Here is a 24,511-nt window from a genome sequence, read left to right as displayed (position 1 = left end):
AGCCTCCGCGACATGGCACGGCTGCCGTATTTGAGTTCGCGCCTGCAGGGCTACCAGTCGACGATCTTCGCCGAGATGTCGGCGCTGGCGGTTCGCACTGGTGCCATCAACCTTGGCCAAGGCTTCCCCGACACCGACGGGCCGACCGAGGTGCTCGAAGCAGCAGTCGCAGCGATTCGCAGCGGTACCGCGAACCAATACCCGCCGGGCATCGGTATCGCTGAGCTGCGCCATGCGGTGGCCCGGCACCAGAAGCGGTTCTGGGGCATGGATGTCGACCCCGACAGCGAGGTGCTCATCACGGCGGGTGCGAGCGAGGCTTTGGCCGCGAGCATCCTGGCGCTGACCGAGGTGGGCGACGACGTGCTCACGTTCGAGCCGTGGTACGACCTCTACGGCGCTGTGATCTCCATGGCAGGTGCCGTGCGGAAGGTGGTCACGCTTCGCCCGCCCGACTACGGGTTCGATCCCGACGAGTTGGCAGCGGCAGTGACGCCGCGCACGCGAATGCTGGTGCTCAACAGCCCGCACAACCCGACCGGCAAGGTGTTCAGCCGGGCCGAGCTCGAAGCCATCGCGGCAGTGGCCATCGAGCGAGATCTCATCGTGGTCACCGACGAGGTGTACGAGCACTTGGTGTTCGACGGCGAGCACATCCCCATCGCGACGCTGCCCGGCATGGCCGACCGCACAGTCACGATCTCCAGCGGCGGCAAGACCTTCGCTGTCACCGGCTGGAAGATCGGCTGGGTCTGCGCCCGCCCGGAGCTGGTGGCGGCTGTGCGCACGGCCAAGCAATGGCTGACCTATGTCAGCGGCGGACCGTTTCAGCATGCCATCGCCGCCGGGCTGGATCTCGGCGACGACTACTTCACAGCCCAAGCCGAGGATCTGCGCGCCAAGCGGGACCGGCTGTCGGAGGGCCTGCGCTCGACAGGCCTCGAGGTATTCGAGCCGTCCGGCACCTACTTCATCACCGCCGACATTCGCTCGATCGGGCATGACGACGGCATCGAGTTCTGTTGGGGCCTGCCAGACCGGATCGGCGTCGCAGCAGTGCCGAATGTCGTCATGTACGACAACGTCCACGAGGGCCGCCACCTCGTGCGCTTCGCGTTCTGCAAACAGCACGACGTCCTCGACGCTGCCATAGAGCGCCTCCGCATCCTGTCTTGACCGACCTGCACGATGGCGGGCTCGTTGCGTCACGGCGCACCGGACTCGACCATCTCGAGTAGGGGAGATGCCTTGAGCTGCTTCGGCCGCGAGCGATCGTCTGCAATCGCACCGGTACAGTCGAGAACGTGAACCGTCGCGACGCGGTGCTCGAGACTCATCGGACAGCGATCCGAGTCGCCGCGGAACGCGCCAAGGCACGGTCCATATCGTTGGTTGGCTCAGTAGCTCGAAACGAGGACAGCGACCGCAGCGACTACGACTTCCTCGTCGAATTCGACGACGACGCCGATCTGTTCGACATTGCGGGTCTTCAAGTGGATCTGACCGAATTGCTCGGCCAGCATGTGGATGTTGTTGATTCTTCGGCAGTGCGCGAGAGCCACCGAGGAATGTTCGAGGACGCAATTCCCCTGTGACCCGCAGCGACACCGAGCGTGTTCACGACATTCTCGATGCGTGCGACAAGCTGGTCGAGATTGCGGCGCTGGGGCGCGCAGAATACGACCGAAGCTGGATTCTCCAGAGCGCCGCTGAGAGACAACTCGAGATCATCGGCGAAGCGATGGCCAATTTGTCGACGGACTTCTTCGGAGACGACGACAAGTTGCCGATTCGGCAGGCGAAGGGTCTCCGCAGCGTCATCTCGCACGAGTACTTCAGGCTGCACCGCGACCGAGTCTGGAATGTCGTCGAAAACAGGATTCCCCAGCTCTTGTCGGACTTGGCCGACTACAGGGACCAAGAACCCGGTGCCTGACACTCGCCCTTGGAGAGTTCTGTCCGGTGGCCGCAGTCGATGTGTTCGTCAATGATCGGCTCAGGCATGGTTCGCCCTTCTAGCGCGTCGGGACGGGAAGACGGTGACGGCGAGGGCGGAGCCGATCATGCCGCCGGTGGTGGACAGGACGAGGTCGGCGACGGTGTCGTCGTAGGTGAGGTCGAGGCCGCCGCCTGCGCCCGTCTCGGCAACTATCCACTCGGCCGCTTCCCAGCCCACGATGGCGAGTGCTCCGAGGCCGGCGCCGAGCAGCCAGGCGTCGCGTCGTGACAGGCGATTTGCGGCGCCGCCGCGGCGGTAGCGCCAGGCGTGAAACGCGCCGACGAGCAGGATCCAGTTCAGCGTGTGGAGCACATCGTCGGTGGCGTCGAACGTGTCGTAGACGTATGCCAGGTTGCCGAGCGTGTCGATCAGGAACGGGGCCACGATCAATACATCGGCAGTCGCTGGGTAGGGCCGGAACCGTCCACGCCATGCGAGCGGCACCACCAGTGCCGACAGCATGAACAGCGGGAACCGGAACGCCATTCCCTTGCCTTCGAGGTGATCGAGCGGCACGGCAATGGCCACTACGAAGCACAGGGCCAGCGCCACTTTGAACGCCATCGCCACCGCAACCGCCCGGCGGCCGGCATCCAGTGCGCCGACGCCGATCAGTTAGGCGTCGCCGGCTGAGCGCGTCACCGTTCGCAGGCCGGGCTCAGGAGCTTGCTCGCAGGGGAGCGATCACGCCTTCGGCGAATTCGTTGAGCATGGCCAGCTCTTGGTCTTGGGTGAAGTAGCCGACGTGATGCCACAGGAAGAACTCGGTGACGCCGAACTCCTCGTGCAGTGAGGCGACGTGGTCAAGCTCTTCTGCCCGGCTGCCGCGCCAGACGCGCCCCATCGGCACCACGTAGGGCGGCGCGTTGTAGGCCCAGTTGAACAGTTCCTCGAAGCCGGCGTACAGGTCGGCGCCCTCGGCTGGCGTGCGGCCCATCGTGAGGTGGCCGCCGATCGCCAGTGCATCAGCGGCCGTGGTGTCACGCCCCGAGTTGTGCGCTTCCTCAAGGTAGATGTCGAGCGCTGTGCCGATGAAGCTCTGCCGCTCGGGTGCCACGAAGCTGACCATCTTGCCGCCCTCGCGGGCCCAGAACTTCGACGTCTCCATGCTGTAGCTGAACGGCGCGTACACCGGCGGGTGCGGCTGCTGCAGCGGCCGGGGCACGATGCCGATCTCGCGCAGCGTCTTGTTCTCGTCGACCGCGGTCGGATCGAAGTCGTCTGTCGGCGGGAAGTGCCACTCCATCTCGGGCGGGGCCTGCCAGAACTCGCCTTGGATCGACACCTTGTCCTGGGTCCACAGCGACTTCACCAGGTGCCAGTTCTCATACAGGGCCCGGCGGCTTCGCTGGTCGGCATCGGATTTGTCGGACTCGGTGGAGGTGATGCCCAGGTGCTGGCCGAATGTGCCGGTCCAGCGCGGTGTGTTGCCACGCGTGAACCCCACGAAGGTGCGCCCGCCGGTGAAGTGGTCGAGGATGGCGATGTTCTCGGCGAGCTGGATGGGGTTCACCGCGGTGAGGTTCATGCCGAGCTGGCCTACCCGCATCCGCTCGGTGTGCTGGGCCACGAAATAATCCCAGAACAGCGGGTTGGTGGTGGTCTCGATGCCCTCCACCTGCATGTGCTGCTCGGTCATGGCGAAGCCGTCGTACCCCACCGACTCGGCGAATTGCATCTGGGTCCGCACGTGATCCATGAGGGTCTGCCAACGCTCGGGCATCGACCCGGCGAGGCCGATCTGCTCGCCACGACGGCGCATGTACGGCACGACGAGGATCGTGAAACGGAAGTCGGTCATCGAGACTCGGGGTCCTTTCGGCTCACCGCACCTTGCGGCAGCGGCCGCACAGACTGCAACACTAGGAAACCGGCTGGCTCCCGAACCGGCCAACCCAGCGTCATCCGAGCGGGGGAGGAACCGCCAGATGCCCAAGTTCGAGCCCACCGCCGGGCGGGGATTGCATCCCATCGAGAATGCCTCGATCCCGGAGATCCGAGCGCTCCAGCTGGAGCGGCTGAAGTGGAGCCTGGCGCACGCGTACGCACATGTGCCCGCCTACCAGCAGCTGTTCGACGAGGCGGGGGTTCACCCGTCCGATCTGCACACCCTCGATGATTTGGCGCGCTTCCCGTTCACGTCCAAGACCGAGCTGCGCGAGAACTACCCCTTCGGCTTGTTCGCCGTGCCGCGGGAGCAGGTGCTGCGGGTGCATGCCTCCTCAGGCACCACGGGCAAGCCGACGGTGGTCGGCTACACGCAGTCCGACTTGGACATGTGGGCGCATGTGTTCGGGCGTTCGCTGATGGCTGCGGGAGTGCGACCGGGCGATGTGGTCCACGTCTCCTACGGCTACGGGCTGTTCACCGGCGGGCTGGGGGCGCACTACGGCGCCGAGCAGTACGGGTGCACCGTGGTGCCGGCGTCGGTGGGCCAGACCGCCCGGCAGGTGCAGCTGCTGGTGGACTTCGACGCCGATGTGCTGTGTGCCACGCCGTCGTACGCGCTCGTCGTTGCCGATGAGTTCCGCAACCAGGGCATCGACCCGGCGTCGACGTCGCTGCGGGTGGGGATCTTCGGCGCGGAACCGTGGTCGGAGGCGATGCGGGCCGAGCTCGAGGAGGCCTTCGGCATCGACGCCGTCGACATCTACGGCCTCTCGGAGGTCATCGGCGGTGGCGTCGCCAACGAGTGCGTCGAGACCAAGGACGGGCCGACGATCTGGGAGGACCACTTTTATCCCGAGGTCATCGACCCTGATTCGGGCGAGGTGCTGCCCGAAGGCGAGACGGGCGAGCTGGTGTTCACCTCGCTGACCAAAGTGGCGATGCCGGTGATCCGGTACCGCACCCGCGACATCTGCTCACTGCAGCCCGGCACGGCTCGCTCGATGCGTCGCATGGGCCGAGTCGCGGCACGCAGCGACGACATGCTCATCATCCGTGGCGTCAACGTGTTCCCGAGCCAGTTCGAGGAGCTGGTGTCAGCCGATCCGAGGCTGACCGGTCACTTCTTCCTCGAAGTGCATTCCCAAGGGCGCATGGAGGGCATCACGGCGGTGGTGGAGCCCAAGTCCGATGCCGGCGACCACGATGCGATCGCCGCAGACTTCACGAGCACGGTGCGCCAGCGCATCGGCATCTCGGTCGACGTCCGCACGGTCGAACCCGAAGGGATCCCGCGCTCAGAAGGCAAGGCCCAGCGCGTCCGCGACCTCCGAGGCTGAGCCCGGCCAGGGGAGTGCTTCCCCGATCGCCTGGCCTACAGCGGCTCGGTGCCTTCGCTGAGAATGTCCAGGTACTCGGTGTACGCAAAGAGCCGGTTGCGCCGCTGCCCGGTCACTTCGCGCGCGATCCTGAACTCGCCCAGGCGCCGCAGGGCATCTTGAACAGCGGGCTTCGACAGATCGGTCCGCTTCATGCCCTCTCGCACGTTCAAGATGGGCGTGCGGGCGAGTGCCCCATGCACGAGGAGCGCCGACCCGGTGGCCCGCCCTGCGCGTGCTCGAATCGTCGCGCGATCACGTTCCACCAAATCCTCCAAGCGCTCGGTGGTGCTCAGCGCGGCAACAGCGGTGGCATGAATGCCTTCGAGGAAGAACAGCAGCCATGCGGTCCAGTCGCCTTCGGTGCGCACGCGCCCGAGGAGGTCGTAGTAACGAGATCGGTGCTGCTTGAGGTACAGGCTGAGGTACAGAGCGGGCGTCGCCAGCACGCCACGCGCCATGAGCATCAGCGTGATGAGCATTCTTCCGATGCGGCCGTTGCCGTCGAGAAAGGGGTGGATGGTCTCGAACTGGACATGGGCGAGACCCGCTCGCACCAGCGGCGGCAGATGGTCGTCGTCGACGTGCAAGAACTTCTCCAGCTCCGAGATGGCTTCATGCGCCTCTGGTGCTGGTGGGGGCACGAACACTGCGGTGCCGGGACGCCGACCGCCGATCCAGTTCTGGGAGGTTCGGAACTCGCCTGGGCGCTTGTCGCCGCCGCGGGCGCCTGTCAGCAGGATGCGGTGAGCTTCCCGCAGCAGCCGGTTGCACAACCGCAGTCCGGCAGGATCAGCCATCCGGGCGAGGGCGTGATCCAGCGCGGCGACGTACCGCGACACCTCGAGCACGTCGTCGAGTGGCACTCCGGGCGCGGCGCCGAGTTCGTGGCGCATCAGATCGGTCAACGACGACTGCGTGCCCTCGATCTGTGACGACAGCACAGCTTCCTTGCGGACGTAGGAATAGATGAGCAGCGCGGGGTCGGGGAGGCGACGCACGGCGCCGTCGAATCGACCGAGCGAGCGGCTTGCCTTGTCGAGTGCCATCACGAGCGGGCCGTCCATGCCCAGCGGCGGGTTTGGCGGCAGCGGCGCCGGCACGAATGCTCGAACTTCCTCTCCGCCGACGACGGTCACGACGTAGCGACCGGTCGGGCTGTCTTGCGATTGCGGCGTCATCGGCGGTCGCTCCTCGGTGTCGATGTCGGTGCTTTGCGGTGGTCGTAGAGGCACAGTGGCTCGGATGTGGCACAGCTCGGCTGGGTGGCGGTCGTTCGGATTCGTTGCGTCGACCTCAACTCAGTGTTATTGACTATATTACAGAGTATTACCATATATTTCCACAGATAAGTCAAAGTGCCTTTTGGCTTATTTGAACAGAAGATCAGGTCGTTCAAGTAAATATTATAAGCTAAGTACATCTACAAACTCGTTCTGCCCTGCCATAGTAAGCAGGGCTTCCTAAGCACCATGTCCAGACAGTTTTCGGAGCTAAAACTGCTTACGTGCTGCCGCTATTTCGGCGACGTGAAATAAGCGATCCGGCTATTCCAGATTCGGAGCGAAACCAAAACAACGGTGCTGCCCGCGGTCGGGTCGTCATCGCGTACCGACCTGCTGGCGGCGCGTGTGCGATGCGGGCGCTACGGTGCGGCTGCCGTGCAGTTGCTTGGGCGCGGCACGCACAGCGCGGCCGCGATGGGCCGCAGCGCAGTCGAGGGAGGCAGCCATGAGCTTTGTGGAGATGCGGCGGTACAGGCTGAAGGTGGGGGCGCCGGAACGCTGGGTGAAGACCTACTTCGAGAAGGGATACGAGGCCCAGCGCAAGTACCTGGGCGAACCCGTCGGCTACTACACCACCGAGTTCGGCGGCATCAACGAGATCATCCACATGTGGCGCTACGACACGCTTGAGGAGCGGGCCGAAAAGCGCAAGGCGCTGTTCGAAGACGCCCAGTGGCTGGAATTCGTCAAGGAGATCGCACCGCTGGTCGAGACGCAGGAGAACGCCATCCTGCGCGACATTTTCGAGACTTGAGCTGCCAGCCGGCCTCGAGCTTCCGGTTTCCAGGTCGCGGGCTAGGGGTTGCGGGGTTCGGCCTCCGGCCCGGAAGCCGAGCCTGTTCTGATGCAATAACCCACCAGAGGAGCGCACACGCATGCCGAACACGATGATGGACACTTGGGCTGCCGGCGACGAGACGCTGGGCACCTGGCTGTCGATGGCATCCAGCCATTCCGCCGAGATCGCCGGGCGAGCCGGCTTCGACTACGTCTGCGTCGACATGCAGCACGGCGTGGCCGACTACCAGGTCGCCGTGACCATGATGCAGGCCATCGAGATGGGCGGCGGCATACCCATCGTGCGGGTGCCGTGGAACGAGCCCGGCATCATCGGTCGGGTGCTCGATGCAGGGGCGCGGGGCGTCGTGGTGCCGATGGTGAACTCAGTCACCGAAGCCCAGGCGGCCGTGTCGGCGTGCAAGTACCCGCCGCTGGGTGCTCGCAGCTTCGGCCCGATACTGGTGGCTGCTCGGGCTGCGGCGGGGGAGAACTACTTCGAGGTGGCGAATGACACTACGGCCTGCATTCCCATGATCGAGACTCGTCAGGCCGTCGAAGCGCTGGACGAGATCCTGGCGATCGAGGGTGTCGACGCGATCTATGTCGGCCCAGCCGACCTGTCGATCAGCTACGGCTACGGCCCCGGCTACACCGACGATCACGCCGACTACAAGGCGGCACTCGAGCACATCGCCGAGCGCTGCGCCGCACACGGCGTGGTAGCGGGCATCCATTCCACGGCTGGGCTGTCGGCCGACCGCCGCGGCAAAGGCTTCCGCATGCAAACAGTGGCGGGCGACGCCATGGCACTCGGCCGAGGCATGGCCCGCGACCTGCGCACCGCCCGCGAATCCGGCACAGCCGAAGCCACCACAGGAGCCGACTCCAAGATCTACTGACGTGCAGCAGCATCGGCTCAGCCGTGACGAATGGTGGACCTCGGTCCGGGCCGCACTTGACCATCTCGATTCCGAGCAGGTGGCTTCCTATCAAGCCGAGAGTCGCTGCCTCGACGCCGCAGCCGCGGACGGGCTTGATCGCGAGGCGATTGACGAGACGCTCAAGAATCCACTTGAGGTCTGAATGAACCCTGCGTCATGTCCGGGGCCTGCTAGGGCAGCGTCTTCGCCTTGCGGTCTGTGCCGTCGGATGTGCCCGGCTGGTCGACTTCGGCTTCTTCAGGCTCGTCGCGGCCAATGAGCGCCTTGGTTCGCTGCGCCACTGAACCGACTGCGGACGCCGCCGCCGCGGCGGTGTCAGTTGAGAGGCGTTCGGCAGCCTGAGCTGCGTCTACCGCCGCCTGCACGACCGCTGTTGCTTGGTCGGCTGAGAATCGTCCGACAGCCGCCGCCGAGCCTGCAACGGACTTGCCAGCGATCGCTGCACTGCTAGTCATGAACCTGCCGACGCTAGCGGCGCCGTCCGCGACAGCGCGACCAGCGTCAGCTGCGACATCCCCTATGGCATCGCCGTAGGCAATGGCCTGTTGGGAGATTTGGCGTACCACCGTTGCCGCGTCTTCTCTGACGAAGCTGTTGATGGATTCCAGGGTTACATCCTTGGTGGCGAGGTGTGCGAGAACGCCTGCGGTGACACCTGCGAGCAGCGCAACGCCAGCAGGTCCGCCCGCGACACCAACGAGCGCGATGGCGCCCAGGCTGGTCCCTGTGCCGATGGCGCCCTTGAGCCCGCCCTCGGCCAGTTCGATGTACTCGTCTGCATGATTCGCCTTGTGGAAGGCGCGCCCGAAGGCGACAACCGACACTGCTAGCAGCAGTGGGTTCGCGCTCACGGCAGCCGACATGCCCATGCCCGTCGCGAGGCTCGCGAACGACTCAGTCTCGGCCTTGTTCCAGCCGAAGATGAGCGAGACCACTCCGACGCTGGCGCCCATCAGTTCGCCGACGTCGTAGGTGTTCAGGTCATAGAACCAACTCTTGGGAATGCCGAAGGTTGACTCCAGCGAGGCGGCAACGGCGTCGAAGGTTTCCTTGTCCCAAGTGGCGAGTGGCAAACTCATTGGTGTCGACACGTCTCGCAGCAGGCCCTGGATCGCGCCCAGCACCTCCTGGATGAAGGTGTCGCCCGGGGACGCGTCGTGAGCCGCCCTGAATGCCCCGAAAATCGTGTGGCCGCCATCGAAGAGACGGTGATACTTGCCGCCGATGCCGGTTTCGATGAACACGGCGTCCATCGCTCTGTCAAAGATGGTGGCCTTGCCCTTCACTGCTGCCTGCACCAGTTTGTTCAGCTGAGGTGAGAGATCGCTCGCCACCAGACCCTGGGCAGCTGCGAACAATTGCGCTGTGCGTTCAGACGTCGAGTCGAACAACCACCGCGTGCCCGTGGCGCCGGCTCGTCCGCTGGCAGCTCCCACCTTGGCGGCCCCGCTGCCGATCGCCTTCGCTGCTGATGCGCTAGCCGTCACTGCCGCTTCGGCGCTGTTGCCGACGGCCTTCCCAGCCGATGCACCGGCTGCCGCTGCTGTTTTGGCGCTCTCGCCGACGACCCGAGCCGTCGACGCTGCAGCTGTGCCAGCAACCTCGGCCGCCTTGCGACTCCCGGAAATTGTTGCGTCAGCTACCTGCTGGGCAGTCTCACGCGCAGGGTCGGCGAGTCGACCGAGTCGTCCGGGCTCATCGTTCTCGAACTCTGGGTCCTCCGGCGAAGCGGGCGGCGGCGTGAACGGGTCCCTGCCGTCTGACGGCTGGTCTCTCTCTGCCGACTGGCGATCGGCACTTTCGTTCAGTTCCTGTTGCACGTCGCTCACTCGGCTGAGATTAGGTCCGACTCGGTTTGTCCGGCCAATTCGCAAGGGTCTCGCAGCCGTGGTTGTAACACCCCCTCTCTACGTTGGACATCAGTGAGGTGGAGGCCGATCAGCGGTTCCACTGCTGGCCCGTCTGGCAGTTACGCCGGGTGGGTCGGGGTCTGCAGAAAGGGAAAGAAAGTGGGCTCAACATCAACCAGCGGGAATACGAATGGGAAGCTCGAGCGGAGTGACACGGCACCCTGGGAGCGCGGTGAGCAAGCAACCGGCTCGGCAAGCGACGCACAGCAAGCGAAGAACACCAAGAAGGCCAAGGGCGGCAAGCAGGGCGGCAAAGCGTCGCCGTCTGACCGGTCGAAGGTGTGGATGCTGCTGGATCGCTCCGGGTCGATGTCCGGGCTCGAGATAGCGGTCGTGCACGGCGTCAACGGGTTCATCGCTGAACAGGCGGCTCTGCCCGGCAAGTGCAAGATCACGCTGGTTCAGTTCGATTCAGGCGACCCGTTCGAGGTTCTCGCCGACGCTGTGCCGGTGAACAAGGCGTGCCCGCTGTCTGTGGAGCAGTACCGCCCTCGCGCGGCGACGCCCCTCCTGGACGCGATCGGCTCGCTGATCGGGCGGGCCGACGAGCGAGCCAAGCGGCGCCGCAAGGCTGGCAAGGAGTCCGAGGACCAAACCGTCGTGATCGTCACCGATGGTCTGGAGAATGCGAGCACCGACTTCGCCTGGGCCGACATCCACCGGCTCATCAGCAGCCGGCGCGAGCAGGGCTGGGCGTTCGTGTTCATGGGTGCCAACCAAGACTCGTACTTCGAGGGCGCCCGGCTGGGAGTCGAAGCGGGCAACGTGCAGAACTACGAGGCGTCCGACGAAGGCGTCGGTGAGGCCTTCGCATCGGTGAGCCGGGCGTACAGCGAGCGGCGGACAATGCACTCCACCGTGGGCCTGACGCCCGACAACGACGACTTCTTCGGGGGCGTACGCGAAGCCGAGGACGGAATGCGGCGCCGCTCGCAGTAGGCCAGAGGCCATATGGGCTTGAGGTCGCTCGAACTCAGGGCAGGGAACTCACGGCAGGATGGTGTGACTTCCCACCCGATGCCAGATGATGTGACGCTTCCCTTCGACGACCGGGTGGCCCATCGAGAACAGGGCACGCCCGTCCGGGGCCCACGTCATCTCGAACAAGCCGGGGGCACCCCGGACGGCCTTGACCCGCAGGCCTGGTCGGAATCTGTGGGTTGAATCACGTTCCATCGCCAAGAGGTCAAGGATGAACTCGCGTCGTTTGGTGTCGAAGCGGACTTGGTCGGCGAGCGTCAGCAGCCTGAAGTCACGCCAGAACGCGGCTGTCTCGTCGTGCGTGGGCACGCTCGCGGACTGTGCTCAGTCGGCTGGCAGTTCGGAGCGACGGCGCTGCATCGCTGCGAGCAGTTCTTCGTCGCTGTGGTAGCGGGCAGCAACAGCGTCATCGGGTGCTGACTCGTGCAGACCTGTACTCGCATCGAGATCGGCGAGGGTCGGTGAGTCGTGCACAGCGTCTTCGCTCACCTTTGCGGAACCTGTGATGCTCATCTCGTTGCCTCTCATGACGGCACTGCCCGCAGCGTCCCGTGAACGCATCTTGAGGTTATCTCGACGGAGCTGCGCCTCGGCCGACGCGACGGTGCGCCGGCTGGTCCCGGCGCTCGCGGTCGGTGCCGCGGCGACCGGGTGAGCCCGGCGGTGCTTGGAGGCTGGACAGTACGATCCGCTGCGGGGACCGACCTGGAGGGGAACGTGGACGTCGACTATCCGATCATCTCGGCCGACTCGCACATTGCGGAGGCACGCAACACCTACGTCGACTACATCGACCCCAAGTGGCGCGATGTGGCGCCCCGGGTCGAGTGGACCGAAGAGCGCGGCGACGTGTACGTCATCGACGGCATGAAGCGCACGATCGACATGGGCCTCATCGCTGCCGCAGGACAGAAGCCCGAGGAGCTCAAGCGCAGTGCGGCGTACGAGGAACTGCCCATCAGCAGCTACGACCCAACCACGCGGACTGCTGACCAGGACCGAGACGGCGTGTCGGCAGAGGTGATCTACCCGTCGGTGGGCATGGTGCTGTGCAACCACTCCGATCCCGATTACAAGAAGGCGGCCATGGACGCCTACAACCGGTGGATCGCCGACTACTGCTCGGTGGACACCGACCGGCTGCTGGCAGTAGGGCAGACGGCACTCCGCTCGGTGGAAGAGGCCATCAGCGACATCGAGGCCATGGCCGAGGCGGGCATGCGCGGCGTGATGATGTCGGGCAACCCCCATACCGAGTTCGACTTCGACGACCCCCGCTGGGACCCGTTCTGGCAGGCCGCCGTCGACCTCAACCTGCCGGTGTCGTGGCACATCCTCACCAGCCGCGGTCAAGGCCGGCCGAGGGGTCCGAAGGCGAACGCCTTCATGACCATCATCCGGGCCAACCAGGACATCATGGGCACGCTGGTGTTCGGCGGTGTTTTCGAGCGCAATCCCGGTTTGCGGGTGGTCTGCGTCGAGGCCGATGCCGGCTGGGTGCCGCACTACATGTACCGGATGGACCATGCCTACAAGCGCCACCGGTACTGGCTGCCGCCCGGCCAGGAGCTGTCCAAGCTGCCCAGCGAGTACTTCAGCGAGCACATCTACACGACGTTCCAGGACGACTGGGTTGCGTTCAAGATGGTGAACGACGTCAACCACAAGCGACTGCTGTGGGCCAACGATTTCCCGCACTCCGACAGCACCTGGCCGTGGAGCCAGGAGCTGCTCGACGAGCACTCGGCCAATCTGACGCCCGAGCAGCAGCAGGACATCCTCTGCAACAACTCGGCCGAGCTGTACGACATCGACTTGTCGAAGCTGCCTGTCGGTGGCGACCGTCTGGCCGCCAGCGCAGCCTGACTCCGGCGCTCGATTCCGCCGTCGGAACAGAGAAATCGACAGCGCTCCGAGTCGCCGCGCATCGGGACCATCCGCGTCCCGAACCGCATCAGGCCGACAGGTACCGTGGGCCATGCGCGCTGCGAGCGCCTGCTAGCGGCGTACCAGCGAGGAGCCACCACCTATGCAGAGCCACGAAGTCGACTACGAGATCTTCGGCGACGACATGCAGTTCGTCGAGGTCGAACTGGATCCGGGCGAGACCGTTGTCGGCGAGGCCGGCACGATGATGTTCATCGAAGACGGCATCACGTTCGAATCGGTCATGGGCGATGGCTCCCAACCAGACTCAGGCATGTGGGGCAAGCTCAAGGGCGCCGGCAAGCGGGTCATATCCGGTGAGTCGCTGTTCCTCACCCACTTCACCAACACCGATGCCGGCGGCAAGGCGAAAGTCGGATTCGCTGCGGGATATCCGGGCAAGATCATCCCGGTCGACCTGGCGCAGATGGGGGGCGAGATCATCGCCCAGCGAGACGCCTTCCTGTGCGCGGCGCTCGGCACCAAGCTCGACATCGCCTGGCAGCGCGGCATTGGCACGGGCCTGTTCGGCGGAGAGGGCTTCATCCTTCAGCGCCTGTCGGGAGACGGGATGGCATTCCTGCACGCCGGCGGCTCGATCAAGGCCGTGCAGCTGAACAACCAGACCGTGAGGCTCGACACCGGCTGCCTCGTGGCATTGCAACCCTCGCTGCACTACACGATCGAGCGCGCGGGCAACCTCAAGTCGATGTTCTTCGGCGGGGAAGGACTGTTCCTGGCGACCGTGTCGGGCACCGGCTGGGTGTGGCTGCAGTCGTTGCCGTTCGAGCGGCTGTCGTCGCGTGTGCTGGCCAACGCCGCCGGTCCCATGTCGGACGACTCCCGCGGCCTGCTCTCGGGACTGCTCGAGCGAAACTGACAGCCTTGCGACCCGACCCGCGGGCGCGCCCGATTGGTGCGGGCAGTTGGCAGAACAACCAGACGCGGCCAGCCGACCCAGCCATACAGTCATGGCTATGCAGCTGACCTCGAGTCGCATCAGCGTCGACGATCTCTCCGAGGCCCAGGAGGCCTACCACGCCCGCGGGTGGACCGACGGCCTGCCCGTGGTGCCGCCCACCGACGACGCCGTGACGGCGTGTCTGGAGTGGGCGATGCTGCCGCCCGATCACCTCATCGGCATCGAGCCAGTGCGGGCGCGGGCCATCACCGCGGAGAAGGCGGCCGTCAATGCCGTCATGGCGGGCTGCCTGCCGCCGCACTTCCCGGTTGTCGTGACCGCGCTCACGGCCCTGCTTCAGCCCGAATTCGGACTGCACGGGCCCACGGCTTCAACCGGCGGTTGTGCGCTGCTGCTGATCGTGAATGGCCCCATCCGGCACGAGCTGGCGATGGACGCCACCTTCAGCGTGCTCGGGGGAGCCGACCGGTCGCGCGCGGTCATCGCACGGGCAGTGCGGTTGGTGCTCGCCAACGTGCTCGACGTGAAGCCCGGCGGCATCGACCGCTCCACGCTCGGTCACCCCGGCAAGCTCGGCTACTGCATCGCCGAGGACGAGGAGGCCACGGGCTGGGTCTCGCTCGGCGACCAGCGGCTCGGCACCGCGCCCGCCGAGCGGGGCCAGCTGTCATCGGTGACAGCGGTGGCCTCGATGGCGCCCCGGCAGGTCATGAACGAATGGACCACCGACCCCACCGAGCTCTGCGAGACCCTGGCAGCGGAGATTCGGGCCAACCAGCTCAACTACTCCATCTGGCCCGGCAACTACGTGGTCGTGCTGCCCCCGCAGCTGCGAACGCACTTCGACGCAGCCGGCTGGACCAAGGATGACATTGCTGCCTGCGTGTATGAGCGAGCACGCGTGCGCCGGGGCGATTGGGCGGCCGTCGGCAAGGGAGCTGTCGTCAAGGACCGGGCCGAGCGCAGCTACCCCGCGCTGGAGTCGCCCGACGACCTGCTGATCGTTGGCGCTGGCGGCCCGGCAGGCGGTTTCGCAGCCGTCATCCCGCCGTGGCTCGGCACGCGCAGCCACGCAGCCACGGTGGCCGTGGGCGCCTGCGTGGATTGCGAGATCAGCTAGCGCGACGAGCCGTCGGTGGCGAGGCGGAACCTCGACACCCTCGGCGTGTGCGTCCTGCTTGGAGCCTGCTGCGCTCAGCCGCGAGTGAACGCCACCGCACGCTTCGTCGCGCAAGACTCCGAATATGGACAAGAACCACAGTTCGCACCAGCCGCAGACTGTGCACGATGGCCTGCTGGCGGAGCTGCCCGATGAGTACCTGGCCTCGGTCGAGGACTATCACCGGCTGGCGTATGCCGTGGTGGGCGAAGCGCGCCGGGTGGCGACCGGCAGGTTCGGGTTGCGCAGCCTGGACGCGGGTTTCGGCACGCCCGTCTTCGAGGTGACGATGGGCCGCGCCGGCGAGATGGAGTGCCAAGTGTGGGTCAGCGGCGACGAGCTGTTTGCCACCGAAGGCGGCGCCCTTCGCAGTGCCCACATCACGACGCTGGCGACAGCAGCGAGTTTCGCCGGCGTGTCACCGGGCACCGAGGCGCGCGAGCACGACAGTCCAGAGCTTGGCGACGTCGATCGCTGGCTGCGGGTGAGCCCCGAGATGGGAGCGCACCTCACTGCGTGGTTCCGGCTCGGCAAGCAGGCCCTCGGGCAGCTGCACGAGCTGCCCGGTGCAGTGGAGCCCGACGAGATCCAGCTATGGCCGGGGCACTTCGACATCGCAACGGCCATCGGCAACGCTGATGCCGGCACGCGGGCCACCTATGGCCTGTCGCCCGGCGACGCTGCGCACCCATTCCCGTATGCCTACGTGGGGCCCTGGGGCGAGGTGGATCGCAGCGATCCGTACTGGAACGACGATGCCTTTGGCGGGGCGTCGCTGCCGTATGCAGAGATCATCGCTGCGGCAGACCCCGCCAGCGCCGTGTTTGAGTTCCTGTACGCCGGTTTCGACAACATCAATGGCTGAGATACTGGGTCTCGGCCACGACGCCAGGGAGGACAGCGTGGAACTGCTGGACCCGACACACGAGCAGGATCCCGCCGGGTTTGTAGCCCCGGCGCGCCTCACCAGCCTGAAGGGCGCCACGATCGGCGTGATCTCCAACGGCAAGGAGAACACCAAGCCGTTCTTCGACCATGTCGAGCGCCTGCTGCGTGATCGCCATGGCGTGGCCAAGGTGATCCGGCGGATCAAGACCAACTACAGCGCTCCGGCGCAGCACGAGCTGCTGGCCGAAGCGATGGGCTGGGACGCGGTGCTCGCAGGCGTCGGCGATTGAGGCAGCTGCTCGTCGTGCAGTCTGCACGACGCCGTCGCCGCCGAACGGGTCGGCGTGCCCGCGATCAGCGTGATGACCAGCGCGTTCATCGATGCCGCCGAGCTGATGGCCCGGGTGCAGGGCGTGCCCCACCACCCATTCACCGTGATCGAGCACCCCATCGCCAGCGCTGATGCAGCAGGGCTCGAAGACCGAGCCGAAACGGCGGTGGAGCAGGCCGTCAGGGTGCTGGTGGCGCACTAGCTTCTGGCTGCGCCCGCGGAACGGCGGATCGCACCGATAAGCGCTCCGGCCGATGCGCCGGTATCCCGAATTCAGGAGTACATCGCGATGGTGAACCCAATTCCCGACGACTACCCGCGCATCTCGGCCTCGATGAGCATCGACGGCGCGGCAGACGCCATCGCGTTCTACACCGAGGTTCTCGGCATGACCGAGCGGATGCGCATCGACATGGGCGGCAGGATCGGCCATTCCGAGTTGGAGCTGGGCGACTCGCTCATCATGGTGGCCGACGAATTCCCCGAGATGGAGTTCCACTCGCCCAAGCACTATGGCGGGTCACCCGTACAGATGAGCGTGTACGTGGAGGACGTCGACGCCACGTTTGCGGCGGCGCTCGCAGCGGGAGCCACCGAGGTGCGGCCCGTTGTGGACCAGTTCTACGGCGACCGCTCGGGCATGATCGAGGACCCGTGGGGCCATCGCTGGAACCTCACCACCCACATCGAAGACATCGATCCCGAGGAGATGGCGCGCCGCTCGGAAGCCGCCATGGCCGAGATGGCTGACGGCTGACAAGAGCCGACCAAGCCCACTCGGGATCTCACGCCGGAGTCTGGATCAGCCGCGACACGACGGCTCGGTCGTCATGGCGCGCCGATGCCCGACGTGCCCTGCTGCGTGAATCAATCCTCTGACGCGGCAGTGCGCCACCCGACAACTGCCGCGGGCGCTGCGGAGACGGCGAAGAGCGCCGCGGCAATGGCGAGCGCGAACGGCACCGAGACGAACTGCGCCGCCGTTCCCAGCGCCAGACCGATGGACACTTCTCCCATCGCCTGGGATTGCCCGACGAACGAGACCACTGTGGCGCGAACTGACGAGTCGGCATGCCGATTCGCCATCGCCTCGGTCAGCGAATATGCCGTCTCGCCCGCCACGTCGAGGACTGCCCAGCCGATGAGCGCCACCGTGAACCACGGGCTCAGCGCCAACGCCAGAGCGCCTGCTGCGGCGACTGTTAGGAATCGCGCCAGCAGGAAGGCATCCCGCTGAGCGCTTCGCTGGTCAGCCTGGGAGCGCTCGAGGTGACGGCGCAGCCACGTCATCATCGGGATCGCCAGGGCGGACATCACGAACCACGTTGCGCCGAAGAACAGCACGGCCTCCCGCCCGCCCAGCTCGGTGAGACCGAGTTCGAACAGCCGCAAGACCGAAAGTCGATCGTTGGCTTCCCACGCTCCGGCGGCGACTGTGGCCGAGAGGGTCACCGCCAGTAGGGATGGATTGCGGCGGACGAGCCGTGCGCCTCGCTTCCAGAGGGCGATCGCGTCCTTCCACGCGCTCGTGCGCGCTGGCCGGGGTGCGCCGCTGGCCCGGCGGCGGGGCGACTCGAAGCCGGCTTCGGGCATCGTGACGGCCAGGTATCCGGCCGCCGCGATCGCAAGCAGGCCCATCACGGCCATCGACCCCCGAACCGACCACGCACCCATTGCGGTGGCGGCGACCAGGCCCACCATGACGCCCACCGACCGGAAGACGGCATGGCGCACGATGAGCCCGTCCACCTGGCGGCTGGGATCGCTGCCGGCCGCGCCGCCGGCTTCAGCACCGGAGTCGTCGCCCGCGGTCGAAGGCTCGACCGGCATCACCGCGGCACTGCGATGCGAATGCGATGCGTGATGGGCAATCTCGTCGGTCATCCACGCCGTGGCAGCGCCGCTCTGCAGCGTCCAGCCGACGCCCCACAGCACCTGCCAGATGACGAGCACGCCGAATAGCTCTGTCACCGGGGTCAACGCCATCGCCAAGCCCATCACGACGTACGCCGCCACCACCGAGTACTTGCGGCTGTACAGGTCGGCGACCACGCCGGTCGGCGTCTCGGTGACCAGAATCGACAGCACCAGCGCAGTGCCCAGCACCGCAAGCCGGAATGGGGACAGCCGCAAGTCGACCACCCACCACACCATCGCCGGCAGGCCCCACGAGAAGGCCAAGCCCTGTACGCCCCCCGTCAGCAGAAAGAGCCGATCAGGCCGATGCCGCACAACGCCGCAGCCTATGGACGCCCGATAGGGCAAGATTCACCCGGCTCGGCAGCAGCTTTTGTCGGCGAGTCGCGAACTGAGAGCGTTGAGGAGACCTATCTCATGAATACAACCGGAACAGCACAGCACCGCATCGACGGGGCGACGACTGCGTCGACACCGGGAGGCTGCGCCGACGAAGCAGCGCAGTTCGAGGAGATGGGGCTGTCGGCGGCGTGGTCGTTCGAGGCGTCCCACGATCCGTTCCTGCCGTTGGCGCTGGCAGCAGAGCGCACCGAGAGCATCGAGCTCGGCACAGCGATTGCCGTGGCCTTCGCCCGCAACCCGATGACATGCGCCGTCACCGCGTGGGACCTGCAGCGCCACAGCGGCGGCCGTTTCATCCTGGGGCTCGGCACGCAGATCAAGCCCCACATCACCAAGCGCTACAGCGAGCAGTGGTCACGCCCTGCCGAGCGGATGCGTGAGTACATCGAGGCGGTGCGGGCCATCTGGCACACCTTCGAGACCGGCGAGCGGCTCAACCACCGGGGCGAGTTCTACACCCACACCCTGATGACGCCGTTCTTCAATCCGGGCCCGATCGGCATGGCACCACCGGCGATCTACGTGGCCGGCGTCGGTCCCCGCATGGTCGAGGTGATCGGTGCGGCGGCGGACGGATTCTTCGTGCATCCGTTCCACACCGCCCAGTTCATGACCGATGTCACCCTCCCGGCCATGGCGGCCGGCGCCGAATCGGCCGGACGCGATGTCGGCGACGTCACCGTTGCCTGTCTGACCATCATCGCGATGGGCGAGAACGACGAGCAGATCGACAAGGCGCGCCGCTCCGCCGCAGGCCAGCTTGCGTTCTACGGATCGACACCGGCCTATGCGGGTGCGCTCGACCACCACGGTTACGGCGAGCTGCAGCCACGCCTGAACACGCTGTCCAAGCAGGGCGACTGGCGCGAGATGAGCGACCTCATCGACGATGATCTGCTGGATCTCGTCGTGGTGTCAGGCACACCGTCGGAGGTGGGTGCGCAAGTCGCCGAACGCAACACCTTCGCCGACCGCACGACGATGATGTTCTACGGACCGACACCCACCAACGACGCCATCGCCGAAGCCGTAGCAGCCGCCGGCAACGCATGAACCAACCGGCCGATGTGCCCTCCGGCCTGCGGCGGCGCGAGGACGGAACGCTGGCCTGCTGGTGGGGCGAAGGCCACGACGATTATGAGGCCTACCACGACACCGAGTGGGGCATGCCGGTCACCGACGACGTGCGCCTCTACGAGAAGATGTGCCTCGAGGGCTTCCAATCGGGACTGTCATGGCTGACGATCCTGCGCAAGCGCGAGAACTTCCGGGCCGCGTTCTGCGGGTTTGACTTCGAGATTGTGGCGGGCTTCGGCGACGCCGATGTCGAGCGACTCCTCGGCGATGCCGGCATCGTGCGTCACCGCGGCAAGATTGAGGCCACCATCAACAACGCCCGGGCTGCGCTCGACACCATCGAAGTGCACGGCAGCTTGGCGGCATTCTTCTGGTCGTTCGAACCCCAGCCAGAGGATCGGCCGGCAGTCATCGACTACCGCACACTCGCCTCGATGCCGTCAACGCCTGAATCGACCGCCCTCAGCAAGGCACTGCGCAAGCTGGGCTGGCGGTTCGTCGGCCCCACCACCTGCTACGCCCTGATGCAGGCGTCGGGCATCGTCAACGACCACCTCGAAGGCTGCCACCGCCGGCCAATCATCGAAGCCGCCCGCGCAGAGCTGATCCGACCGTGAATCGTGTCGGCCGGCGAGGAATCAAGCGCCGATGGCGATGACGCCGTCCTCGGTGGCGAGGTGGGTCATCGACACGTCATGGGGTTCACACGGAAGCCGTTCGAAGACGATGTCGCGGCACGCGACCCCGACCCGCGGGCAGTCCTCGGGCAGCCGGGCCAGCAGTTCGTCGAAATAGCCCACGCCGTGGCCCAGTCGTGTGCCGTGGCGGTCGAAGGCCACGCCGGGCACCAGCGCCAGCGAGATGTGGCGGGGCTGCAGCTCGAACGCATCCGCGGTGGGCTGGGGGAAGCCGTAGCGGTGCTGTTCCATGGCACCGATCGCCGGGTGCAGCGTGAGCGGGCCGTCCGGGGGAGTGCGCGTCACGGCAAAGCGCTGCCAGCCGACGGCGTCGGCCAGCCCGTCGAGCGACAGCTCATTCGCCATTGCCCGGTAGAAGAGGATCAGATTGGCCCGCGAGGGCACCGGCCCGCCGGCGACCGCAGTCGAGCCTTTGTCGAACGCCTCGATGAACGCTCGCAGGCCCGCTACGACGGCGGCGGTCGACGCTGCTGTGACCGGCTGGCGGTGTTCTCGGATCCACTGGCGCCAAGCGTCCTTCGAAGTCCCAGGCCCGGGCTCGCCGCTCATCTCAACGACGCTAGGTGTCTCGCGCCCGCGGCCATACAATTCGCGTCGTGGGGATTGGGGAGGTGACGCTCCCGCCGCTGTACGACCGGCCGCCTCGCCCCTTCGCGATGGCGCGCTGGACGATCACCAAGTTCCTGTGGTGGCAGGGCGGCCTGTGGATCGCCGTCGGCATCGTGACATGGAACTGGCTCACGCCGCCGCTCGAGAGCTTCGCGTCGCCCGCGGCGTGGGCCGTCGCAGCGGTGTACCTGCGCAACGTGGCGCTCATGATTGCTGTGGTCGGCGGCCTGCACTGGTGGCTGTTCATCCGGCGCAGCCAGGGAACCCAGCACAAGTACGACGAGCGCTGGCTGTCGGTCGGGCGCCGCCCGTTCCTGTTCCGCAACCAGACACGTGACAACGTGTTCTGGTCGCTCGCCAGTGCATGCTCCATCGCAGCGCTGTACGAGACGCTGATCCTGTGGTTGTATGCCAACGACCTCATCTGGACCGTTCCCACGAGCGGCAGCCTCGGGGCTGGTGCCTACACCGCAGCGCTGACGCTCGCCGTCTTCCCGCTGGGGTCGATCCACTTCTATGGCACCCACCGGCTGCTGCACACCCGGTTCCTGTACCGCTGGGCGCACTCGCTGCACCACCGCAACGTCAACATCGGGCCGTGGTCGGGTGTGTCGATGCACCCGATCGAACACCTGCTGTACCTGTCGGTGCCGTTCTTGTTCCTTGTGATCCCCGGCAACCCGTACCTGGTGACGCTGGCGACGACCTACTTCTTGCTGTCACCGGCAGCGTCGCACTCGGGCTTCGACCGCTTCGTCGTCGTCGGCGGTCGCACCGTGGCAGGCGGGGATCGCTTCCACACGCTCCACCACCGGTACTTCGACTGCAACTACGGAACCGCGCTGGTACCGCTCGACAAGTGGTTCGGCACCTTTCACGACGGCAGTGACGAAGCCACCGACCGCATCGTCGAGCGCCGCCGCAGCGAAATTCGTTCGTAGTTCGGCGCAACCGGTTCGTATGGTGATCCGTGAGGCGGGTCGCTGTCACGACATTGACAGGCCAGCGCAGCGACCTGCCTCACTTGTCGGATCCGAGACACCACGGTACCACGCTCCGGCACCGAGCCGTCCGGCGCATTACGTCGATGTCTCGCTAGGCGGCGAGTTTCAGGCGATGGTCTCTGGTTCGGTGGTGACGAGCAGTTCGGCGACCGATGCGGTGTTTGGCAGCCGCAGGATCGTGGCCAGAGCCTGGGCCAGATCGTCGGCTTGGATCATGATCGACGGGTCCACGCCGAAACCCGATGTCATGTCGGTCTGTACGTAGCCGGGACATACGGCCGTGCAGCGGATCCCGTCAGGAAACGTGAGGTGCCGGACCGAGTGATGCAGCGCCATCGCGGCGTGCTTGCTCATGGCATAACCGGGCGCGAAGGTGCCTCGCACTCGCTTGCCCGACATCGAGATCACGTTCACGATGCGGCCCTCGCCGCTGCGGCGCAGGTGGTCGAGCGTGGCGCGCAGCATGCGGAACGGCCCCTTGGCGTTGACCTCCCACATCTCGTCGAGCATGTCCTCGGTCAACTCTTCGAACACATCGGTATGGGCGACGCCGGCGTTGTTCACGAGGCAGTCGATCCGGCCGTGTGCCGCAATCGTCTCGGCGGTCCAGCGCTCGGCTGCATCGAGGTCGGTCGCGTCGTAGCGGTGCAGGGTGACGGCCGGTCCGCCGTCGTGCCGCCTGCTGCCGTCGCTCCGCCGAGCAGCGTCGTCGGCATCGCCGCTGACATCGGTTCGGTACACAGCCGCCGAAGCCTCGAGCGCGGCCATATCGCGAGCGCCCAGCGACAACGCCCAGCCGTCGGCATGCAGTGCCGCGGCGATGGACTCGCCGATGCCGCGATTCGCACCGCTGATCATCGCCACGCAGCCGGTGATGTCTCGCATCTTGCGCTCCCCGCGAGCGGCACCCGTCGCCGGACGCGCTGTTGTGCCGCAACCGTAGGCACGGCAGGCCGTTCGCCGCACCTTCCCACCTCCCGATCGGCTGCCGTGCGACGGCTGGCATCTCGCCGTAAGCACCCTGAAGCTGCGGCACGGCCCCCGCTAGCGTTCCGGGGCGGTGCCGCGGTACACGCCGCCAGCCGATCCGGAGGCCAGGTCGATGGTGCAGAGTTTGTCGGAGGGCGGCGAGGCATCTGCATACCTCCCGGGTTCGCCCGAACGCGAGGAACTGGCACGCCGCACCATCGGGGTCCTGCAGCTCGGGGTGATACCCGGCGGGCTGGCCATGACGGCGTCGTTCGCGGCGGCTACCTTGCTCGCCGACCAGATGACCGGCAGCGAGACCAAGGCCTCGCTGGCCGCCGTGTGCCTCAGCATCGGCGGCACCCTCGCAGGCATCCCGCTGGCTGCACTGATGGCCCGCCACGGCCGCCGGACTGGCCTGGGCGTCGGCTACCTGATCGGCGCAGCAGGCGCCACACTCGCCTTGCTGTCCGCGTTCGCCGGCAGGTACTCGATGCTCGTTGGGGGCATGGTGCTGATCGGCACCGGACAAGCGGCGAACCTGGCTTCTCGCTACGCAGGCGCCGATCTGGCCACCGACGAGAACCGGGCTCGCTCGATCAGCCTGGTGCTGTGGGCAAGCACGGTCGGCTCGGTCTTGGGACCCATGGCGGGGCTCGGTCTCAAGCACTTCTTCGCCGATACCGAGGGGCTCAGCGGGTTTGCATTGCCGTACGCGTTGGCGCTCGGACTGTTCCTGCTCGCTGCGGCCAACATCTTGCTCCGGCTCCGGCCCGATCCGCTGCATGTGGTGGCCGCCGATGCCGGCTCGACAGGCATCAAGCTGCCGAGCTTGGCCGAGGCCGGCCGCATCTTGGCCCATCCCGTGGCGTCCATTGCGCTCATCGCGATGATGCTGTCCCAAGCCGTGATGGTGGGCGTGATGACGGTGTCGCCCATTCACATGTCCCATGGCGACCAGAACCCGCTGATCATCGGCATCATGCTCTCGCTGCACATCACCGGGATGTTCGCCTTCTCGCCGTATGTGGGCTGGCTGGTGGACCGAGTCGGCGGCCAGATCATCATCGTCGCGGGTGCGCTCGTGCTCACGGTCGGCGCTGTCATCGCCGCCAACACCGACGCCGAACATGCCACCGGTCTGCTGTTGGGGCTGTTTCTCATCGGCATCGGCTGGAGCTGCTGCGTAGTGTCCGCCAGCTCGCTGCTGACGTCGTCGTTCCCGGTGGAACGCCGCGTCAGCGTGCAGGCCACCGCGGACGTGCTGATGACCGCACTCGGTGCTGCCGCCGGCGTGAGTTCAGGCTTGGCGGTAGAGCACCGCTCCTATGCCGATCTGGCGAGCTGGGGAGCGTGGGTGGCTGTAGCGCTCGGCATAGCGGCCGTCGTGATGCTGGTGCGCAACTTCCGGGTCACTCGGCGCTTCACGGCTTGATCAGCCGCTCGGCT

The 24,511-nt window shown here is 66.4% G+C and carries 27 protein-coding genes; 18 read left to right on the top strand and 9 right to left on the bottom strand.

The genetic code is table 11. The features are described from left to right. Window positions 1-12 precede the first annotated feature (12 nt). The 3 genes from ACOGI8_RS14320 (at window position 13) to ACOGI8_RS14310 (ending at window position 1,936) form a co-directional block, all read left to right on the top strand. On the top strand, window positions 13-1,176 hold the full coding sequence (locus ACOGI8_RS14320) for a pyridoxal phosphate-dependent aminotransferase (RefSeq protein WP_419854467.1): 1,164 nt from the start codon (window positions 13-15) through the stop codon (window positions 1,174-1,176). Between the two features lie 128 nt (window positions 1,177-1,304). Further along, window positions 1,305-1,595 (top strand): nucleotidyltransferase family protein, encoded by a 291-nt coding sequence (locus ACOGI8_RS14315; RefSeq protein WP_419854466.1) that lies wholly within the window; start codon window positions 1,305-1,307, stop codon window positions 1,593-1,595. Continuing rightward, the gene (locus ACOGI8_RS14310; RefSeq protein WP_419854465.1) at window positions 1,592-1,936 is read left to right on the top strand and encodes a DUF86 domain-containing protein; all 345 of its coding nucleotides are present in this window, start codon (window positions 1,592-1,594) and stop codon (window positions 1,934-1,936) included. The genes ACOGI8_RS14315 and ACOGI8_RS14310 overlap by 4 nt, the downstream gene beginning before the upstream one ends. A gap of 60 nt (window positions 1,937-1,996) precedes the next feature. Here ACOGI8_RS14310 and ACOGI8_RS14305 read toward each other — a convergent pair whose 3' ends face one another. Together ACOGI8_RS14305 and ACOGI8_RS14300 are read right to left on the bottom strand one after the other, a co-directional pair. Beyond that, a complete protein-coding gene (locus ACOGI8_RS14305; protein ID WP_419854464.1) occupies window positions 1,997-2,563 on the bottom strand; it encodes a hypothetical protein in 567 nt (188 codons plus the stop codon). A gap of 94 nt (window positions 2,564-2,657) precedes the next feature. Next, entirely contained in the window at window positions 2,658-3,800 is a 1,143-nt protein-coding gene (locus ACOGI8_RS14300; protein WP_419854463.1) for an LLM class flavin-dependent oxidoreductase, read from the bottom strand. A 127-nt stretch (window positions 3,801-3,927) separates the two neighbouring features. On the opposite strand from ACOGI8_RS14300, the gene paaK reads away from it, so the two are divergent. Continuing rightward, window positions 3,928-5,226, top strand: coding sequence for a phenylacetate--CoA ligase PaaK (gene paaK, locus ACOGI8_RS14295; protein ID WP_419854462.1), 1,299 nt, complete (start codon window positions 3,928-3,930; stop codon window positions 5,224-5,226). A gap of 35 nt (window positions 5,227-5,261) precedes the next feature. Here paaK and ACOGI8_RS14290 read toward each other — a convergent pair whose 3' ends face one another. Continuing rightward, entirely contained in the window at window positions 5,262-6,446 is a 1,185-nt protein-coding gene (locus ACOGI8_RS14290; RefSeq protein WP_419854461.1) for a Fic family protein, read from the bottom strand. Between the two features lie 550 nt (window positions 6,447-6,996). Here ACOGI8_RS14290 and ACOGI8_RS14285 point away from each other — a divergent pair. The 3 genes from ACOGI8_RS14285 to ACOGI8_RS14275 all read left to right on the top strand — a co-directional run bounded on the left by ACOGI8_RS14285 (window position 6,997) and on the right by ACOGI8_RS14275 (window position 8,414). Next, the gene (locus ACOGI8_RS14285; protein WP_419854460.1) at window positions 6,997-7,305 is read left to right on the top strand and encodes an NIPSNAP family protein; all 309 of its coding nucleotides are present in this window, start codon (window positions 6,997-6,999) and stop codon (window positions 7,303-7,305) included. A 121-nt stretch (window positions 7,306-7,426) separates the two neighbouring features. Then, entirely contained in the window at window positions 7,427-8,230 is an 804-nt protein-coding gene (locus ACOGI8_RS14280; protein ID WP_419854459.1) for an HpcH/HpaI aldolase family protein, read from the top strand. 1 nt (window position 8,231) lies between these two features. Next, the gene (locus ACOGI8_RS14275; RefSeq protein WP_419854458.1) at window positions 8,232-8,414 is read left to right on the top strand and encodes a hypothetical protein; all 183 of its coding nucleotides are present in this window, start codon (window positions 8,232-8,234) and stop codon (window positions 8,412-8,414) included. Window positions 8,415-8,442: 28 nt separating this feature from the next. Here the strand turns inward: ACOGI8_RS14275 and ACOGI8_RS14270 are convergent, their stop codons facing one another. Further along, complete coding sequence (locus ACOGI8_RS14270) at window positions 8,443-10,101, bottom strand: hypothetical protein (RefSeq protein WP_419854457.1); 1,659 nt, start codon at window positions 10,099-10,101, stop codon at window positions 8,443-8,445. Between the two features lie 180 nt (window positions 10,102-10,281). Between ACOGI8_RS14270 and ACOGI8_RS14265 the strand changes: the two genes are divergently transcribed. Next, window positions 10,282-11,121, top strand: coding sequence for a vWA domain-containing protein (locus tag ACOGI8_RS14265; RefSeq protein ID WP_419854456.1), 840 nt, complete (start codon window positions 10,282-10,284; stop codon window positions 11,119-11,121). 48 nt (window positions 11,122-11,169) lie between these two features. Here ACOGI8_RS14265 and ACOGI8_RS14260 read toward each other — a convergent pair whose 3' ends face one another. Next, window positions 11,170-11,472, bottom strand: coding sequence for a hypothetical protein (locus ACOGI8_RS14260; RefSeq protein ID WP_419854455.1), 303 nt, complete (start codon window positions 11,470-11,472; stop codon window positions 11,170-11,172). A gap of 15 nt (window positions 11,473-11,487) precedes the next feature. Then, a complete protein-coding gene (locus tag ACOGI8_RS14255) occupies window positions 11,488-11,652 on the bottom strand; it encodes a hypothetical protein (protein WP_419854454.1) in 165 nt (54 codons plus the stop codon). A 228-nt stretch (window positions 11,653-11,880) separates the two neighbouring features. Between ACOGI8_RS14255 and ACOGI8_RS14250 the strand changes: the two genes are divergently transcribed. The 6 genes from ACOGI8_RS14250 to ACOGI8_RS14225 all read left to right on the top strand — a co-directional run bounded on the left by ACOGI8_RS14250 (window position 11,881) and on the right by ACOGI8_RS14225 (window position 17,146). Next, on the top strand, window positions 11,881-13,029 hold the full coding sequence (locus tag ACOGI8_RS14250) for an amidohydrolase family protein (RefSeq protein ID WP_419854453.1): 1,149 nt from the start codon (window positions 11,881-11,883) through the stop codon (window positions 13,027-13,029). Window positions 13,030-13,192: 163 nt separating this feature from the next. Next, window positions 13,193-13,969, top strand: coding sequence for a TIGR00266 family protein (locus ACOGI8_RS14245; protein ID WP_419854452.1), 777 nt, complete (start codon window positions 13,193-13,195; stop codon window positions 13,967-13,969). A 91-nt stretch (window positions 13,970-14,060) separates the two neighbouring features. After that, window positions 14,061-15,131: a hypothetical protein gene (locus ACOGI8_RS14240; protein WP_419854451.1), complete on the top strand. Its 1,071-nt coding sequence runs from the start codon at window positions 14,061-14,063 to the stop codon at window positions 15,129-15,131. A gap of 124 nt (window positions 15,132-15,255) precedes the next feature. Then, complete coding sequence (locus tag ACOGI8_RS14235; protein WP_419854450.1) at window positions 15,256-16,035, top strand: hypothetical protein; 780 nt, start codon at window positions 15,256-15,258, stop codon at window positions 16,033-16,035. After that, window positions 16,028-16,591: a UGSC family (seleno)protein gene (locus ACOGI8_RS14230; RefSeq protein WP_419854449.1), complete on the top strand. Its 564-nt coding sequence runs from the start codon at window positions 16,028-16,030 to the stop codon at window positions 16,589-16,591. Before ACOGI8_RS14235 ends, ACOGI8_RS14230 begins: the two co-directional genes overlap by 8 nt. An 87-nt stretch (window positions 16,592-16,678) precedes the next feature. Continuing rightward, a complete protein-coding gene (locus ACOGI8_RS14225; protein WP_419854448.1) occupies window positions 16,679-17,146 on the top strand; it encodes a VOC family protein in 468 nt (155 codons plus the stop codon). Between the two features lie 110 nt (window positions 17,147-17,256). Here the strand turns inward: ACOGI8_RS14225 and ACOGI8_RS14220 are convergent, their stop codons facing one another. Continuing rightward, on the bottom strand, window positions 17,257-18,621 hold the full coding sequence (locus ACOGI8_RS14220; RefSeq protein ID WP_419854447.1) for a hypothetical protein: 1,365 nt from the start codon (window positions 18,619-18,621) through the stop codon (window positions 17,257-17,259). 102 nt (window positions 18,622-18,723) lie between these two features. On the opposite strand from ACOGI8_RS14220, the gene ACOGI8_RS14215 reads away from it, so the two are divergent. Both ACOGI8_RS14215 and ACOGI8_RS14210 read left to right on the top strand, forming a co-directional pair. Next, complete coding sequence (locus tag ACOGI8_RS14215) at window positions 18,724-19,761, top strand: TIGR03617 family F420-dependent LLM class oxidoreductase (RefSeq protein ID WP_419854446.1); 1,038 nt, start codon at window positions 18,724-18,726, stop codon at window positions 19,759-19,761. Further along, complete coding sequence (locus ACOGI8_RS14210; protein WP_419854445.1) at window positions 19,758-20,402, top strand: DNA-3-methyladenine glycosylase I; 645 nt, start codon at window positions 19,758-19,760, stop codon at window positions 20,400-20,402. Before ACOGI8_RS14215 ends, ACOGI8_RS14210 begins: the two co-directional genes overlap by 4 nt. A 21-nt stretch (window positions 20,403-20,423) precedes the next feature. Here ACOGI8_RS14210 and ACOGI8_RS14205 read toward each other — a convergent pair whose 3' ends face one another. Further along, complete coding sequence (locus ACOGI8_RS14205) at window positions 20,424-21,032, bottom strand: 5-formyltetrahydrofolate cyclo-ligase (protein ID WP_419854444.1); 609 nt, start codon at window positions 21,030-21,032, stop codon at window positions 20,424-20,426. Between the two features lie 47 nt (window positions 21,033-21,079). Between ACOGI8_RS14205 and ACOGI8_RS14200 the strand changes: the two genes are divergently transcribed. Continuing rightward, on the top strand, window positions 21,080-22,033 hold the full coding sequence (locus tag ACOGI8_RS14200; protein WP_419854443.1) for a sterol desaturase family protein: 954 nt from the start codon (window positions 21,080-21,082) through the stop codon (window positions 22,031-22,033). Window positions 22,034-22,201: 168 nt separating this feature from the next. On the opposite strand, the gene ACOGI8_RS14195 is transcribed toward ACOGI8_RS14200, so the two are convergent. Next, window positions 22,202-22,981: an SDR family NAD(P)-dependent oxidoreductase gene (locus ACOGI8_RS14195; RefSeq protein WP_419854442.1), complete on the bottom strand. Its 780-nt coding sequence runs from the start codon at window positions 22,979-22,981 to the stop codon at window positions 22,202-22,204. Between the two features lie 175 nt (window positions 22,982-23,156). On the opposite strand from ACOGI8_RS14195, the gene ACOGI8_RS14190 reads away from it, so the two are divergent. Continuing rightward, window positions 23,157-24,497 carry an MFS transporter gene (locus ACOGI8_RS14190; protein WP_419854441.1) on the top strand — a complete coding sequence of 447 codons (1,341 nt, stop codon included), beginning with the start codon at window positions 23,157-23,159 and terminating at the stop codon, window positions 24,495-24,497. Window positions 24,498-24,511 lie beyond the last annotated feature (14 nt).

This window comes from Candidatus Poriferisodalis sp., assembly GCF_965204195.1.
Classification (GTDB): domain Bacteria; phylum Actinomycetota; class Acidimicrobiia; order Acidimicrobiales; family Poriferisodalaceae; genus Poriferisodalis.
The sequence above is the reverse complement of the archived record's forward strand: the minus strand, read 5'-3'. Positions and strand labels throughout refer to the sequence as shown.

Bases quoted from the DNA above. Each gene is read 5' to 3' on its own strand.
- paaK (WP_419854462.1), top strand. From the start codon at position 3,928: ATGCCCAAGTTCGAGCCCACCGCCGGGCGGGGATTGCATCCCATCGAG.
- ACOGI8_RS14320 (WP_419854467.1), top strand. From the start codon at position 13: ATGGCACGGCTGCCGTATTTGAGTTCGCGCCTGCAGGGCTACCAGTCG.
- ACOGI8_RS14285 (WP_419854460.1), top strand. From the start codon at position 6,997: ATGAGCTTTGTGGAGATGCGGCGGTACAGGCTGAAGGTGGGGGCGCCG.
- ACOGI8_RS14205 (WP_419854444.1), bottom strand. From the start codon at position 21,032: ATGAGCGGCGAGCCCGGGCCTGGGACTTCGAAGGACGCTTGGCGCCAG.
- ACOGI8_RS14290 (WP_419854461.1), bottom strand. From the start codon at position 6,446: ATGACGCCGCAATCGCAAGACAGCCCGACCGGTCGCTACGTCGTGACC.
- ACOGI8_RS14195 (WP_419854442.1), bottom strand. From the start codon at position 22,981: ATGCGAGACATCACCGGCTGCGTGGCGATGATCAGCGGTGCGAATCGC.
- ACOGI8_RS14215 (WP_419854446.1), top strand. From the start codon at position 18,724: ATGAATACAACCGGAACAGCACAGCACCGCATCGACGGGGCGACGACT.
- ACOGI8_RS14280 (WP_419854459.1), top strand. From the start codon at position 7,427: ATGCCGAACACGATGATGGACACTTGGGCTGCCGGCGACGAGACGCTG.
- ACOGI8_RS14305 (WP_419854464.1), bottom strand. From the start codon at position 2,563: ATGGCGTTCAAAGTGGCGCTGGCCCTGTGCTTCGTAGTGGCCATTGCC.
- ACOGI8_RS14225 (WP_419854448.1), top strand. From the start codon at position 16,679: ATGGTGAACCCAATTCCCGACGACTACCCGCGCATCTCGGCCTCGATG.
- ACOGI8_RS14235 (WP_419854450.1), top strand. From the start codon at position 15,256: ATGGACAAGAACCACAGTTCGCACCAGCCGCAGACTGTGCACGATGGC.
- ACOGI8_RS14245 (WP_419854452.1), top strand. From the start codon at position 13,193: ATGCAGAGCCACGAAGTCGACTACGAGATCTTCGGCGACGACATGCAG.
- ACOGI8_RS14210 (WP_419854445.1), top strand. From the start codon at position 19,758: ATGAACCAACCGGCCGATGTGCCCTCCGGCCTGCGGCGGCGCGAGGAC.
- ACOGI8_RS14240 (WP_419854451.1), top strand. From the start codon at position 14,061: ATGGCTATGCAGCTGACCTCGAGTCGCATCAGCGTCGACGATCTCTCC.
- ACOGI8_RS14300 (WP_419854463.1), bottom strand. From the start codon at position 3,800: ATGACCGACTTCCGTTTCACGATCCTCGTCGTGCCGTACATGCGCCGT.